Annotated in this window: 14 protein-coding genes; 10 read left to right on the forward strand and 4 right to left on the reverse strand. The window is 73.8% G+C overall.

The window, feature by feature from the left end; genetic code table 11:
- The first annotated feature begins 182 nt into the window (after positions 1 to 182).
- From AS857_RS28650 to AS857_RS28685, 8 genes are all read left to right on the forward strand, one after another.
- Complete coding sequence (locus AS857_RS28650; protein WP_030366139.1) at positions 183 to 377, forward strand: hypothetical protein; 195 nt, start codon at positions 183 to 185, stop codon at positions 375 to 377.
- Positions 378 to 441: 64 nt separating this feature from the next.
- Positions 442 to 1,335, forward strand: coding sequence for an N-acetyl-1-D-myo-inositol-2-amino-2-deoxy-alpha-D-glucopyranoside deacetylase (gene mshB, locus AS857_RS28655; protein ID WP_058046083.1), 894 nt, complete (start codon positions 442 to 444; stop codon positions 1,333 to 1,335).
- A 5-nt stretch (positions 1,336 to 1,340) separates the two neighbouring features.
- Positions 1,341 to 1,721: a DUF6113 family protein gene (locus AS857_RS28660; RefSeq protein WP_058046084.1), complete on the forward strand. Its 381-nt coding sequence runs from the start codon at positions 1,341 to 1,343 to the stop codon at positions 1,719 to 1,721.
- Between the two features lie 231 nt (positions 1,722 to 1,952).
- Entirely contained in the window at positions 1,953 to 4,598 is a 2,646-nt protein-coding gene (locus tag AS857_RS28665; RefSeq protein ID WP_079110694.1) for a hypothetical protein, read from the forward strand.
- A 157-nt stretch (positions 4,599 to 4,755) separates the two neighbouring features.
- On the forward strand, positions 4,756 to 5,712 hold the full coding sequence (locus AS857_RS28670; protein ID WP_058046086.1) for an ABC transporter ATP-binding protein: 957 nt from the start codon (positions 4,756 to 4,758) through the stop codon (positions 5,710 to 5,712).
- Positions 5,713 to 5,797: 85 nt separating this feature from the next.
- Positions 5,798 to 6,541: an ABC transporter permease gene (locus AS857_RS28675; RefSeq protein WP_107105675.1), complete on the forward strand. Its 744-nt coding sequence runs from the start codon at positions 5,798 to 5,800 to the stop codon at positions 6,539 to 6,541.
- Positions 6,542 to 6,617: 76 nt separating this feature from the next.
- Positions 6,618 to 7,805, forward strand: coding sequence for a histidine kinase (locus tag AS857_RS28680; protein WP_058046088.1), 1,188 nt, complete (start codon positions 6,618 to 6,620; stop codon positions 7,803 to 7,805).
- 38 nt (positions 7,806 to 7,843) lie between these two features.
- The gene (locus tag AS857_RS28685) at positions 7,844 to 8,449 is read left to right on the forward strand and encodes a response regulator transcription factor (RefSeq protein WP_079110861.1); all 606 of its coding nucleotides are present in this window, start codon (positions 7,844 to 7,846) and stop codon (positions 8,447 to 8,449) included.
- A gap of 40 nt (positions 8,450 to 8,489) precedes the next feature.
- On the opposite strand, the gene AS857_RS28690 is transcribed toward AS857_RS28685, so the two are convergent.
- A complete protein-coding gene (locus tag AS857_RS28690) occupies positions 8,490 to 9,323 on the reverse strand; it encodes a transglutaminase-like and tetratricopeptide repeat-containing protein (RefSeq protein ID WP_058046089.1) in 834 nt (277 codons plus the stop codon).
- Positions 9,324 to 9,436: 113 nt separating this feature from the next.
- Complete coding sequence (locus AS857_RS28695) at positions 9,437 to 10,453, reverse strand: GNAT family N-acetyltransferase (protein ID WP_079110696.1); 1,017 nt, start codon at positions 10,451 to 10,453, stop codon at positions 9,437 to 9,439.
- 114 nt (positions 10,454 to 10,567) lie between these two features.
- Between AS857_RS28695 and fdxA the strand changes: the two genes are divergently transcribed.
- Both fdxA and dapC read left to right on the forward strand, forming a co-directional pair.
- Positions 10,568 to 10,900 carry a ferredoxin gene (gene fdxA, locus AS857_RS28700; protein ID WP_058046091.1) on the forward strand — a complete coding sequence of 111 codons (333 nt, stop codon included), beginning with the start codon at positions 10,568 to 10,570 and terminating at the stop codon, positions 10,898 to 10,900.
- Positions 10,901 to 10,989: 89 nt separating this feature from the next.
- Positions 10,990 to 12,087 (forward strand): succinyldiaminopimelate transaminase, encoded by a 1,098-nt coding sequence (dapC, locus tag AS857_RS28705; RefSeq protein WP_058046092.1) that lies wholly within the window; start codon positions 10,990 to 10,992, stop codon positions 12,085 to 12,087.
- Between the two features lie 78 nt (positions 12,088 to 12,165).
- Here the strand turns inward: dapC and AS857_RS28710 are convergent, their stop codons facing one another.
- Together AS857_RS28710 and AS857_RS28715 are read right to left on the reverse strand one after the other, a co-directional pair.
- Positions 12,166 to 12,579 (reverse strand): hypothetical protein, encoded by a 414-nt coding sequence (locus tag AS857_RS28710; protein WP_058046093.1) that lies wholly within the window; start codon positions 12,577 to 12,579, stop codon positions 12,166 to 12,168.
- Between the two features lie 287 nt (positions 12,580 to 12,866).
- Positions 12,867 to 13,838 carry a VldE C-terminal domain-containing protein gene (locus AS857_RS28715; RefSeq protein ID WP_058046094.1) on the reverse strand — a complete coding sequence of 324 codons (972 nt, stop codon included), beginning with the start codon at positions 13,836 to 13,838 and terminating at the stop codon, positions 12,867 to 12,869.
- Between the last annotated feature and the right edge of the window lie 20 nt (positions 13,839 to 13,858).

Genomic DNA, 13,858 nt, shown 5'->3' on the forward strand with positions numbered 1-13,858 from the left:
CATGCACCCAGTGCTGGGTCACGCTCTGGAAAGTTATGATCACGGACGCATAGCCGATGAGTTTCGCGTGACAACCGCTCCACCCCGTTCGGCCTGCCCGTTCGGCGTTTCGTCGTTTTTGTACGTCGCTTGTCCGTCGTGTGTCATCCGTCCAACCGCGCGTTTACTGGAGGTGAACCGCCGTGGCACTCTCGATTTCGGCGGTGGTGCTGCTGGCGATCGTCGTCTTCATGCTGTGCCGGAAGTCAGGGCTGAAGGCCGGTCACGCAGCGGTCTGTGTCCTGCTGGGCTTCTATCTGGCGAGCTCGTCCCTCGGGCCGACGATCCACCAGGTGACCAAGAGCGCCACCGACGTGATCAGCAACATCAAGTTCTGAGGGCGTCCGCCACGGGTCCGCGGGCGGGGGTCCGCCGGGCCCGCAGGACTCGTAGGCTGGTCCCATGACCGACAGCTCCTTCCTGCCGGGCCGCCGGCTCCTCCTGGTGCACGCGCACCCGGACGACGAATCCATCAACAATGGCGCGACCATGGCCAAGTACGCGGCCGAAGGGGCCCACGTCACGCTCGTGACCTGCACGCTCGGCGAGGAGGGCGAGGTGATCCCGGCCGATCTGGCCCACCTCGCCGCCGACCGGGAGGACGCCCTCGGGCCGTTCCGCGCCGGCGAGCTCTCGGCCGCCATGAAGGAGCTCGGCGTCACCGACCACCGCCTCCTCGGCGGCGCCGGGCGCTACCGGGACTCGGGAATGATGGGCGCGCCGCAGAACGACCACCCCGAGTGCTTCTGGCGGGCGGACGTGGACGAGGCCGCCGCATCCCTCGTTGAGGTGATTCGCGAGGTCCGTCCGCAGGTGCTCGTCACCTACGACCCGAACGGCGGCTACGGCCACCCGGACCACATCCAGGCGCACCGGGTCGCGATGCGCGCCGCGGAGCTCGCCGGCGAGCCGGCCTTCCGGCGCGACCTCGGCGACCCCCACGAGATCGCGAAGGTCTACTGGAACTGCGTGCCGCTGTCCGTCGTGGAGGAGGGCTTCGCCCGGCTGCGCGCCGCGGGCCGCGAGATCCCCTTCCCGGGCATCGCCTCCCCGGCCGACGTGCCGGGCGTCGTCCCCGACGACGAGGTGACGGCCGCGATCGCGACCGCCGGTCACGCGGAGGCCAAGGCCGCGGCGATGCGTGCCCATGCCACCCAGATCGCCGTGGACGGCCCGTTCTTCGCGCTCTCCAACGACCTGGGCCAGCCGATCCTCGCCGACGAGTACTACAAGCTGGTCCGCGGCCGGGCCGCGGGCCCCCGCGAGGACGACCTGTTCGCCGGGGTGGACGCGTGAACGGGATGACCGCCCCCCTGAGCGCCGGGCGCATCGCCGCGTTCGCCGGCCTCTTCGTCCTCGGCGCCGCGACCGGCTTCGCCGGAGCGCTCACCCAGGGCGGCTGGTTCCCCGGCGGCCTGTCGCTGGCCCTGCTCGCCGTCGCGGGCCTCAGCTACGGCGCGGTGACCGCGACCGGCACCCGCGCCGGCGGTGCGGTGGCGGGCGGCGGCTGGCTCCTCGCGGTGCTCCTGATGACCTCGTCCCGCCCCGAGGGCGACTTCTTCTTCGGCGCCGGAATCGGCGCGTACGTCTTCCTGCTGGGCGGGATGGCGCTGGCTGTGATGTGCGCCACTGTCCCGAAACTGCCGCAACCGGACGGACCTTCGGTCCGACTTGGCAAGTGACGTGACGATTTCTGCCTGAGTGTCGTTCGGCTCCCTAGCAGGTCATCCGGTATCTGCCGGACTTGTCCCGTGACGGGCCGACGGCGCGCGGCCACGCAGCGCGCTCCCGCCCGCCGGTGCGAACCGGCGGTCGTCAAGTGCGTGTGCGCGGTGCCCAGTATGGTGGTGCGCGCCGCCGAGCCGCCCGAGCGAGGTCATGACGGGCGGCGGAGCTAACCGGGAGAACCTGCTTTGAGCCGTGAATCTGACAGTTCGTCCTCCGGGCCCCAGGGGCGCGGTGGCGCCGCCTACCCGTCCGGGACCCCTCCGTACGGCAGTGAGGAGCAGGCCCGCGCGGCCGCGGCCTCCAGGCCCGAAGAGCCCAAGACCGAGACCACGCTGACGACGCGGATCCGTATCAACATCCCGGGATCGCGGCCCATCCCGCCGGTCATCATGCGCACCCCCGTCGACGGCGAGGCCGCGCCCGCGAGCGCGCCCGCCAAGCCGGCCGCGCCGGCCGGCGGCGGCGCCCCGGCGGGCGAGCGCAAGGCCGAACTGCCGCGCCGCCCCGCCCCCACGACGCCTCCCGGCCGCAAGCCGCAGGACCGCTCCGGCGACAAGGAGCAGGGCGCCAAGGGCGAGAAGGCCAGCGACTGGTTCGCCCCGCGCAAGTCCGGCGGCCCCGCCCCCTCGGGGAGCGCGGCGGCCCGCCGGTCCGCGGCCCAGGGCGGCGCTCCCGGTGCGGGCGCGCCGCAGGGCGGTGCGCCGGCCTCCGGTGCCCCGCAGCACTCCGGTCCGCGCAACGCCCCGCAGGCTCCTGCCGCCGCGGGCCCGGCCATGGGCCCGGTCGCGGGCGGTACGTCGTGGCCCGGCGACGCGCAGACGACCGGTTCGGCGCCCCAGCCGCCCGCCCCGGGCAACGGTTGGCAGCGCGACACCACGATGGGCGGCACCCCCCAGGCGGGCGCGGCGCAGCGGCGCGGTGCGCAGGACGACTGGCCCGGCGGTTCCTCGGCCACGGGTGCGACGTCGTGGGACGCAGGCGTGAACCCGGGCGCGAACCCGGGTATGAACGCAGGCATGAACGACATTCCGGGCGCCGGTGTGCCCGGTGGTGCGGGCGTGCCCGGCGGTGCGGGCGTGCCCGGCGGTGCGGCCGGTGGTGGCAGGGCGCAGCGGCGCGGTGCGCAGGACGACTGGCCGGGCGGCCCGTCGGCCTCCCCCGCTCCCGCCGCACCCGTGGACGACTGGCCGGCCGGCCCCTCCACCACGGCCTCCACGCCGTGGCCGGGTGACCCGCAGACGACCGGTTCGATGCCGCAGCCGCCCGCCCCGGGCGCCGGCAACGGCGCGCCCTGGCCCGACGACCCGGTGAACACCGGCCCCATGGGCATCATGCAGGCCCCGGGCACGCCGCCGAGCACCAGCACGCAGTGGACCGAGCCGGAGAGCACGCAGCAGTTCCCCGCGCCCGCCATGGGCCAGGGCACCGCGGCGCCGTTCGCCCCCGCCGGAGGCGGCATCGGGCGTACGGACACCCCGCACGAGGGCGTGCCCCGCGTGCCCGCGCCGCCCGTCGGCGCGCAGTCCGCTGCAGGCGCCCCGCCGGCGGCTCCCGGCAAGGCACCCCAGGCGCCCAAGGGCGGCAAGGGAGCCAAGGGCAAGGGCGGCAGGAAGGGCGGCCCCCAGGCCCCCGCGGCCGGCGCCCAGGCCGGTGGCGCGACGCTCGTCAGCGGTGTGCCCGCCGTGCCGCCGCCCGGCCCGGGCGGCGCCGCGCAGCCCAGGAAGCCCGTGGACAGCGGTGCGCCGCGCATCGCCGTGCCCAAGCCCAAGGTGCCGGGCCCCGGCGCCGGACCGGCCGTCCCGCCGCCCCCGGCCAAGGGCGCGGCTCCCAAGGGTGCGGCTCCCAAGGGCGCCGCGAAGAGCGCGCCCGCGAAGTCCAAGCCGAAGAAGAAGGGCCGCTCCAAGCTCGTGCTGCTGGGCGGCGCGGTCGTCGGCCTGGCCGGTGTCGCCTACGGCGCCGGGCTGCTGCTCGACCACGCGGACGTGCCGAACGGCACCACCGTGCTCGGGGTGAACATCGGCGGCTCCTCCAAGGAGCAGGCCGTCCAGAAGCTCGACTCCGCGCTCGGCGACCGGGCGACGAAGCCGCTGAAGGTCTCCATCGGCGGCAAGGAGGCGGAGCTCAAGCCGTCCGTGGCGGGTCTGTCCATCGACACCCAGGCCACGGTGCGCGCGGCGGCCGGGCGGGACTACAACCCGCTGACCGTCATCCCCTCGCTCATCGGCGGCACCCGCAAGGCCGAGCCCGTGATCGTCGCCGACGAGGAGAAGATCGCGGACGCGCTCAAGACGCTCGCGGGCGAGTCGGGCGCGGCCAAGGACGGCACGATCAAGTTCGAGCCGGGCAAGGCCGTGCCGGTCTACGGCAAGCCGTACGAGGGCATCGACGGCGACAAGGGCGTCGACGCCGTCGCCAAGGCGTACAAGGACCGTGCCGCCACGGGCCAGGAGGCCACGGTGACGCTGCCGAGCGCGAGCCAGCAGCCGAAGGTGAGCAACGCCGAGGTCGACCGGATGATGAAGGAGTTCGCGAAGCCCGCGATGTCCGGTCTGGTCACGGTGCGCACGGACGCGGTGCACAGCATCCAGTTCGGCCCGGAGCGCTCGCTGCCGCAGATCCTCTCCGTCAAGGAGATCAACGGCAAGCTCGTCGAGAACTACGACCTCGAAGCGCTCAAGGAGCTGTACGGCACCAAGTTCAAGGGCGTCCTCATCCAGCGCGGCAACGGCAGCAAGACGGAGGTCACTCCGCAGGACGTGGTCGGTGCGCTGCGCAAGGCGCTCATGGGCAAGACGCCCGCCGAGCGGATCGGGACCATCCCGCTCGGCTGACGGCCCGCCCGTCCGGCCGGCCGACAGGCCGTGCGAGCCCCCGCGCCCCCGTGGCGCGGGGGCTCGCTCCCGTCGGGGCACCCATGACATCTGTCATCGCCAGGACCGTACGGCTGACACTGCCGCGGACCCCCGCCGGCGGGACAGGATGGTGGACATGACCACCACAGCAGTCACGTACACGGGGGACGGGCGCCGCACCGGCGCTCCCGTGGTCAGTTTCGAGAACGTCAGCAAAAGCTACGGCGCGGTGCGTGCCGTAGCCGATCTGGACCTGCAGCTGTACCCGGGCGAGACCGTCGCCCTGCTCGGCCCCAACGGCGCCGGCAAGTCCTCCACCCTCGACCTCCTCCTCGGCCTGAGGAACCCCGACGCGGGCCGGGTCGAGCTCTTCGGCACCAGCCCGCAGCAGGCCGTCGCCCAGGGCAAGGTCGGCGCGATGCTGCAGTCCGGCGGCCTGATGGAGGACGTGACCGTCCGCGAGATCGTGAAGCTCGGCTGTGATCTGCACCCCCGTCGCCACCCCGTCGACCAGGTGCTCGCCGCCGCCGATCTCACCGAGATAGCCGACCGCCAGGTCAACAAGCTCTCCGGCGGCCAGGAGCAGCGGGTGCGGTTCGCGCTCGCGACGGCCGGCGCCAACGAGCTCATCGTGCTGGACGAGCCCACGACCGGCATGGACGTCTCCGCCCGCCAGGCGTTCTGGGGCGTCATGCGCCAGCAGGCCCAGGCCGGGCGCGCCATCCTCTTCGCCACGCACTACCTCGAAGAGGCCGACGCCATCGCCGACCGCGTGATCGTGCTGCACCGCGGGCGGGTCCTCGCGGACGGCTCGGCCGCCGAGATCAAGGCGAAGGCCGGGGCCCGCCGCATCGTCTTCGACCTGGACGGGCACATCGGCGAAGCCGCCCTGCGCGAGCTGCCGTTCCTGTCCTCCCTGGAGATATCCGGCCGCACGGTGCGCATCCAGTCGCACGACGCGGACGCCACGGTCCACGCCGTCTACGGGCTCGGCCTCTACCCGCGCAACCTGGAGGTCGCGGGGCTCGGCCTGGAGCAGGCCTTCATCGCCATCACCGACGCTGCCACAGCCGAGGAGGCGGCCCTGTGCTGATCTCCTCGGGGGACGACCCCCGGACCCCCGGCCGCAACCACAGCCCCACCGCAGTGCTCGGATCCGTTTCGCGAGGCGCAGTCTGATGAACACCCTGATCAAGCTCGAGATCGCGCGCACCCTGCGCAACAAGAAGTTCATGTTCTTCTCGGTGATCTACCCCGCCGCCCTCTATCTGATGATCGCGGGCGGCGCGAGCACCACCGAGATCGTCGGGGGCACCGGGCTGACCCTGCCGCTGCTGATGATGGTCTCCATGGCCTCCTTCGGCGCGATCACCGCCGTCCTCGTGGGCAACAGCGAGCGGATCGCCAAGGAGCGCGAGAAGGGCTGGGTGCGCCAGCTGCGCCTGACCGCCCTGCCCGGCCGCGGCTACGTGACGGCGAAGGTCGCCTCCGCCGCCGTGGTCTCGCTCCCCTCGATCCTGGTGGTCTTCCTGGTCGCCGTGCTCGTCAAGGACGTCCGGATGGGCGCCGCCTGGCAGTGGTTCGCGCTCGTCGGCGCGATCTGGGCGGGCAGCATCGTCTTCGCCGCGCTCGGCGTGGCCGTCGGCTACCTCGCCACGGGCGACGCCGTCCGCCCCATTACGATGATCATCTACTTCGCGCTGTCGATGCTCGGCGGCCTGTGGATGCCGACCACCACCTTCCCCACGTGGCTGCAGAAGGTCGCGGAGTGGACGCCCACCTACGCGTACGCAGGTCTCGGCCGGTCGATCGAGCAGGCGAACGCCCCCGAGGCCAAGCACGTGGCGCTCCTCGCGGTCTACCTCGTGCTGTTCGCCGGCATGGCAGCCTGGCTGTACCGCAAGGACACCCGCAAGTCCTGAGCGGACGCCGGAAGACCAGGAAGACAGGCAGGACATGGCAGCACGACCGCGGCGCCGGAACCCATGGCGAGCCGCCATGGAGGTCCATGACGACCCGTCGTACACCATCGGCATCGGCATGGAGCCCGACAACCGCCGCCAGGTGATCATCAAGCTCATCTGGATCGCCATCTGGTTCGCCTACATGGCGGCCCCCGTCGAGGACGTCCTCGGCGACCACCACACCCTGACCGGCGACGTCTTCGGCGGCTGCGGCCTCGCGGTCTTCGTCGCCGGCTACCTCGCCCTGGTCTTCCGTCACACGTCCCGTCCCCTGGAGCGCGCCCGCGTGCTCGGCGCGCTCGCCGCGCTGCTGACCGTCGCGGTCGTGCTGTCCCTCACACTCGGGGGCGCCTGGCTCGTCCTCTTCGTCTACGTCTGCGTCGCCTCCGGCGCGGTCCTGCCGACGAAGCTGTCCCGCATCATGATTCCGCTGGTCACGGGGGTACTGGCGGGACTCGGTGCGATGACGCCGGGCGCCCCCGAATACCTGGCCGCCCTCGTCGTCCCGGCGCTGCTCGGCGGCTTCGCGATGGTGGGGGTGCGTCAGATGGCGATGACGACCCGCGCGCTGCGCGAGGCGCGCGCCACGGTCGCCCACCTCGCCGCCAACGAGGAGCGGCTGCGCCTCGCCCGCGACCTGCACGACCTCCTCGGGCACTCCCTGTCCCTCATCACGCTCAAGAGCGAGCTGGCCGGGCGGATGCTCCCGGACCGGCCCGAGCAGGCGGCCCGGCAGGTCGCCGACATCGAACGGGTCAGCCGCCAGGCCCTGGTGGACGTCCGGGAGGCGGTGAGCGGCTTCCGCCGCCCCACGCTGGAGGCCGAGCTGGCCGGTGCCCGGACGGCCCTGGCCGCGGCCGGCATCGCCGCCGACCTCGCCCGCGCCGCCACCGACCATCCCGACCTGCCGCCCGACGAGGAGGGCGCGCTGGCCTGGGCGCTGCGGGAGGCGGTGACCAACGTGGTGCGGCACAGCGCCGCACAGCGCTGCGAGATCACGCTGACCGAGGAGGGCGACGAGCTCTGCCTGACCGTCGGCGACAACGGCCGCGGCCCCCAGGGCGGCCCTCCGGGCAACGGCCTGACGGGCCTGTCCGAGCGGCTCCACCTCGCCGACGGCCGCCTGGAGACCGGCCCGGGCCCGCGAGGCGGCTTCCGCCTGCGCGCATTCGTCCCTCTCTCGCGCAGCCTCGCCCCGGAGCGGCCTACGCTGTCGTCGTGACAGACCAGCACCACCTTGCCGATCCGGCCGGCCGACGCATCATCAGAGTCCTCCTCGCGGAGGACCAGTCCATGGTCAGGGAGGCGCTGGCGGCGCTGCTCGGGCTCGAGGACGACATCGAGGTCGTCGCCCAGGTCGCCCGGGGCGACGAAGTCCTCGACGCCGCCCGCGCCCACGACCTGGACGTGGTCCTGCTCGACATCGAGATGCCCGGGATGACGGGGCTCGACGCGGCCGCCCTGGTCCGCCGCGAGCTGCCGGCCCTCAAGGTCGTGATCCTCACGACGTTCGGGCGCCCGGGCTACATGCGCCGGGCCATGGAGTCCGGCGCGGAGGCCTTCCTCGTCAAGGACGCGCCCGCGGCCCAGCTCGCGGACGCCCTGCGCAGGGTGCTGCGCGGCGAGCGCGTCATCGACCCCACCCTCGCGGCGGCGGCCCTCGCGGAGGGCGCCAATCCGCTGACCGACCGCGAGCGGGCGGTGCTGCGGGCCTCCGCCGACGGGTCGACCAACGCGGAGCTGGCCAGAGCGTTGCACCTGTCGAACGGGACCGTCCGCAACTACCTCTCGACGGCCATCCAGAAGACGGGCGCCCGCAACCGCGCCGAGGCGGTGCGGATCGCGCGGGACAAGGGCTGGCTGTGACGGCCGGGCGGACGGCGGCGGGCGCCGCGCCCGGCGCCCGTCAGTTGAGCATCGCCCGGGCCGCCCGGGCCTGCCGGCGCACCGTCTCCGCGACCGTCGGCTCCAGCGCGTCGATGACCTCCGCGTACTCCTCCATCTCGTGCGCGCCCGCCACGAAGTCGCCGCGCTCCACGAGCAGCTCGGCGCGCTCGTAGCGGAGCCTGGCCGGGTGGCTGGGCAGCAGCAGGGACAGCTCGACGGCCCACAGCTGGACGTCGCTGCGCTCGGGGCGGGCCGCGGCCCAGGCACGGATGTTGTTCAGCACCCGCAGCACGATCTCCACCGGCTCCGCGGGGGAGAACACCGAGGGGGCGAGCGGGGTGCCCGTCGCGCCCGCGACCAGCAGCCCCGCCTCCTCCTCGGACAGGATCCGGCCGCCGTCGAAGGGGTCGGCCAGGGCGTGCCCGCCGAGGGGGTCGCCGAAGCCGACGACGAAGTGACCCGGCAGCGCCACCCCGTACACCGGCGCCCCGGCCCGCCGCGCGACCTCCATCCACACGACGGACAGCAGGATCGGCAGCCCGCGCCGCCGCCGGAGCACCTCGGTCAGCAGCGAGGACTCCAGGCGCCGGTAGTCGGCCGGGGAGCCGTGGAAGCCGCACCGCTCGCCCAGGAGCTCCGCGAGCGCCTCCGCCCACCGGCGGGGGGCGGCCTGCCGGCCCAGCGCGGGGAGCAGCCCGGCGAGCCGGTCCAGCTCTATCTGCGCGGCGTCGATCGCCTCCTCGCCCGGCTCCGGGTCGGCCTCCGCGGCGATCAGCAGGCACAGCAGCGCGAGGTCGGGCCGCTCCTCGCGCGCCGCCTCCGCGAACCGCTGCCGTCCGGTGGTGTCGTTCATGGTGCCTCCGCCTCCCGCCTTCCATGGTGCGCGCCGGTCGCGCCGACTGTGCATTCCGCCGGACTCCCGCCACGGCGAGGGTCCGGCGGAGCAGACGATCACCGTAATCGGCGCTAAGGGCGCTCCGCGCAGCGATAGTGGTACGCGTGGTGCGTCGTGAAGCCCATCTCGTCGTAGAGCGCCGTCGCCGCGCCGTTGTCCGTCTCCACCTGCAGGTACGCCGCCGAGGCGCCCTCGCTCAGCGCCTGCTCGGCGAGGCGCGCCATGACCTGCGTGGCCAGCCCGCGCCTGCGGTGCTCCGGGCTGACGGCCACCGCCGAGAAGCCCGCCCACCGGCCGTCCACCACGCACCGCCCGACGGCCACCGGGCCCTCGTCCGGCGCCCCGGGGACCGTCGCGAACCACACCGAGGGCCCGCCGCCCAGCACGGCGAGGGCGTCCTCGGTGCCGCCGTCCGTGCGCCCGTAGGCGCGCAGCCACGCCTCGTCGGGGGTGCGCGAGAGCTGCACGTGCTCCGTGGCCGCCCCCGTATCCGCTATCGGCGCCAGCGCCGCCGTCCGCATCAGGGCGTGGCGCTCCTCGGTCCAGCCCCGCCGTGCCAGCTCGGCGTCCAGGAGGGCGTCCTGCTCCGGGTCCCCGGTGGTGATCTGGACCAGCGCGGGCAGGGAGCGCTCGGCGTACCAGGCGGTCACCCGGTCCACGGCCTCCGGCAGCGGCAGCCCGCAAGGGCCGAGGGGCAGGACCGAGTTGGCGCGGGCGGTGAAGCCGCCCGCCGCGCGCAGGGTCCAGGCGCCGAGCCGTGCGGTCTCCCGCGCCGGCCAGCCCCGGGTCGCGATCTCCTGGAGCTCGCGCACGGTCGCCGCGGGGCCGCGGCGGCGGGGCGGCGGGCCGGGGACGACCTTGCCGGCCACGAGCGAGGCCTCGTCGAAAGTGACAATCTCTCCGGTCCGCCGTGTGATCCGCAGCACGCCGCCCTCCCAGGAGGTGAGGGTGCCGACGGTGTCCGTGAACCGCTCGGAAGATCCTTCCGAAGACCCTGCGGAAGGGTTCAGACGGCGTACGGATACCCTTTTTCCCACATCAGCGGTACTGATCCTGATTTCCAGCCGTCCGCCCGTGGTGAATTCCACAGCTCTCCTCGCCCCTCTTGTTCGTCAAGTGCCCGGGAACGGAGATACTAGGTGTGGGCATCGACGACGCCGCGCTCCCGCGCGAGATGAGCCCTACCGAGGAGGAACGACAGCGTGACCTACGTCATCGCGCAGCCTTGTGTCGACGTGAAGGACAAGGCGTGCATCGAGGAGTGCCCCGTCGACTGCATCTACGAGGGTTCCCGGTCCTTGTACATCCACCCGGACGAATGTGTCGACTGTGGTGCCTGTGAGCCGGTCTGCCCCGTCGAGGCGATCTTCTACGAGGATGACACTCCCGAGGAGTGGAAGGACTACTACAAGGCGAACGTCGAGTTCTTCGACGAGCTCGGTTCGCCCGGTGGCGCCTCGAAGCTCGGCCTGATCGAGCGCGACCACCCCTTCATCGCCGCGCTGCCCGCGGACATCAACCCGGCGGAGCACTGACCCGAGCGGCCACCCCGGCCCCGTACGGCCGCCGCCGTGCGGGGCCGCGGCGTATCGCCGGTCACCCCCAGAGCAAGAGAGCGAACACCGTGAGCGCAGTCTCCTCCCGCCTCCCCGTCTTCCCCTGGGACCGGCTCGCCCCCTACAAGGCGAAAGCGGCAGCCCATCCCGGCGGAATAGTGGACCTCTCGGTCGGCACGCCCGTCGACCCGGTGCCCGCGCTGATCCAGCGGGCGCTCACCGACGCCGCCGACAGCCCCGGCTATCCCACGGTGTGGGGCACGCCCGCGCTGCGCGACGCGCTGACCGGCTGGGCGGAGCGCCGGCTGGGCGCCCGGGACCTGGCGCACACCAACGTGCTGCCGATCGTCGGCTCCAAGGAGCTGGTGGCCTGGCTGCCGACGCAGCTCGGCCTCGGCGCGGGCGACAAGGTCGCCTACCCGCGCCTGGCCTACCCGACCTACGAGGTCGGCGCGCGCCTCGCGGGCGCCGAGCCCGTCGTCTACGACGACCCCACGGAGCTCGACCCCACGGGCCTGAAGCTGCTCTGGCTCAATTCTCCGTCCAACCCCACCGGCCGCGTCCTGTCCGCCGAGGAGATGCGCCGCACCGTCGCGTGGGCGCGCGAGCACGGGGTGCTGCTCTTCAGCGACGAGTGCTACGTGGAGCTGGGCTGGGAGGCCGACCCCGTCTCCGTCCTGCACCCGGACGTCTGCGGCGGCTCCTACGAGGGCATCGTCGCCGTGCACTCGCTCTCCAAGCGGTCGAACCTGGCCGGCTACCGCGCGGCCTTCCTGGCCGGCGACCCCGCCGTCCTCGGTGAGCTGCTGCAGATCCGCAAGCACGGCGGGATGATGGTCTCCGCCCCGGTCCAGGCCGCCACGGTCGCGGCCCTGGGGGACACGGCGCACGTGACCGAGCAGCGGGCGCGCTACGCCCGCCGCCGCGACGCCCTGCGGGCCGCCTTCGAGGGCGCGGGCTTCCGCATCGAGCACAGCGAGGCGTCGCTGTACCTGTGGGCCACGCGGGACGAGCCGTGCTGGGACACCGTCGCGGCCATGGCCGAGCTCGGCATCCTGGTGGCGCCCGGCGTCTTCTACGGGGAGGCCGGGGAGCGGTTCGTGCGGGTCGCCTTCACCGCGACCGACGAGCGGGTCGAGGCGGCGGTCCGCCGCCTGGCGCAGTAGCCGCCCGCAAGGGAGCACACGCGAGAGGGCCCGGGAGACGTCTCCCGGGCCCTCTCGCGTGCTCGTGCGTGCGCTGGGTCAGCCGCCGATCGGGAGCTGGCCGCCGCCGAGGGGCAGGCCCTTGGCGTTGACGCCGTTGGCGGCCTGGGTGGCCTGGCCCGCGAGCCCGGAGGTGGCGCCCGCGGCCTGGCCGGCGACCTTCTGGACGGCGGGGGTGGCGGTCTTGGCGGCCTTGCCGGTGGCGTCGGCGGCACCCGGGACGGTGGTCTTGATGGCGCTGGTGCCGACGCCCGTCACGGTGTCCCCGGCCTTGTGGGCGGCCGCGTCGACGTTGGTGCCGAGGTTCGCGCCGTCCACCGCGGTCAGGCCGCTCGCCAGGTCGGTGGCCTGCGGGGCGGCGCTCGCCGCTCCGGCCGCGCCGAGGACGGGTGCCGCACCGGCGGCTACCAGCAGGGCGGCCCGGGCGATCCGACGCGTCAGGGGGAGGGACATGATGCTCCTTTGGCGGAGTTGAGGACGTTGGCTGTCCGGCGAGCGGACGCAGTGACTACCGCGCGAATCCGTGGAAGGTTGCGGTGCGCCACGGTAAAGAGTTGGTAATGCGTCGCATTATCTGTCCCCCTAAAAGCGGGGCAAAACGGGCGCGCGGTATGCAGGTCGGGAAGGCTGACAAGCCTTTAGTCACAAGGAATTCCCGGGAAATCCGGACGCCTGGGGCGGGCGTTGCCCATTAAGCGCGCGGGGCTGTTGTGCCTACCTCCGGCGGGGGGACGCTCGCACTACTGAGCGGTCGTGATCCGTACCTCTGCGGCCGCGTTCCCGGGGGAATTCCCGGCCTCCGCCGCGCCCTCGCCGTCCTTGCGCCAGCCGTCCCGCGAATCGGCCGCCGTCCACACCCGGCCGCCGAAGGCGATCCGCTCGATCCGCAGTTCGGTCGCGTGGGCCACCGCCCACGAGGCCAGCTGCCAGCCGCGCCGCTCCCGGCCGCTCCCGGCCGGCTCGCCCGGCCCCGTCGCCCTGTCCGGCACGGGCACCGCCAGCGTCCGCGCGGCGGCACCGCCCGCCACGCCCGAACCGCCGCCCCCCGGGGCCGCCAGGGTCTCCGCCGCCGGCACCGCCGCCGCACCGAACTCCCGGCGCAGCTTGGCCCGTACCGCCGCGACGTCCCCCTTCTTGCCGTCGCTCGGGCTCGTCGTGCAGCTGAAGGCCGCCACCGCCCGGCCCGTGAGCGCCGACGACAGCAGCGACGCGTCCGGCTCGTGCTTGGCGTACGCCTGCGGGAAGCCGCTGCGCTGCACCTTCTGCGCGGCCACCGTCAGCGGCAGCCGCGAGTAGCCCGGCACCTCCACCAGGTGGTCGTAGAACTTCCCCGCCGCGTACACGGGGTCGGTGATCTGCCGCGCGGAGCCCCAGCCCTGCGTGGGCCGCTGCTGGAACAGCCCCAGCGAGTCCCGGTCGCCGTGGTGGATGTTGCGCAGCCCCGACTCCTGCATGGCCGTGGCCAGGGCGATCGTCACCGCCCGCTCCGGCAGCCCGCGCTCGGACCCCACGGCCGAGATCGTCGCCGCGTTCACCGCCTGCTCGGGCGAGAGGGAGTACGAGGCGCCGTCGGCGCGCACCGTGCAGCGCGGCGCTCCCGGGCCGCCCGTCACCAGCTGGGCGATCCCGTAGCCGATCAGCGCCAGCAGCACGGCGCAGGCGGCCACGATGCGCAACACGCGGCCACGTCGGGTGACGAAGATCCGGGACATGCGGCCCACGTTACTGGAGA

The sequence above is a fragment of the Streptomyces roseifaciens genome (assembly GCF_001445655.1).
In the GTDB taxonomy this organism is placed as follows: domain Bacteria; phylum Actinomycetota; class Actinomycetes; order Streptomycetales; family Streptomycetaceae; genus Streptomyces; species Streptomyces aureoversilis.

Coding starts and splice junctions, on each gene's coding strand:
- mshB (WP_058046083.1), top strand. CDS start 442: ATGACCGACAGCTCCTTCCTGCCGGGCCGCCGGCTCCTCCTGGTGCAC.
- AS857_RS28660 (WP_058046084.1), top strand. CDS start 1,341: ATGACCGCCCCCCTGAGCGCCGGGCGCATCGCCGCGTTCGCCGGCCTC.
- AS857_RS28670 (WP_058046086.1), top strand. CDS start 4,756: ATGACCACCACAGCAGTCACGTACACGGGGGACGGGCGCCGCACCGGC.
- AS857_RS28675 (WP_107105675.1), top strand. CDS start 5,798: ATGAACACCCTGATCAAGCTCGAGATCGCGCGCACCCTGCGCAACAAG.
- AS857_RS28680 (WP_058046088.1), top strand. CDS start 6,618: ATGGAGGTCCATGACGACCCGTCGTACACCATCGGCATCGGCATGGAG.
- AS857_RS28690 (WP_058046089.1), bottom strand. CDS start 9,323: ATGAACGACACCACCGGACGGCAGCGGTTCGCGGAGGCGGCGCGCGAG.
- AS857_RS28710 (WP_058046093.1), bottom strand. CDS start 12,579: ATGTCCCTCCCCCTGACGCGTCGGATCGCCCGGGCCGCCCTGCTGGTA.
- AS857_RS28715 (WP_058046094.1), bottom strand. CDS start 13,838: ATGTCCCGGATCTTCGTCACCCGACGTGGCCGCGTGTTGCGCATCGTG.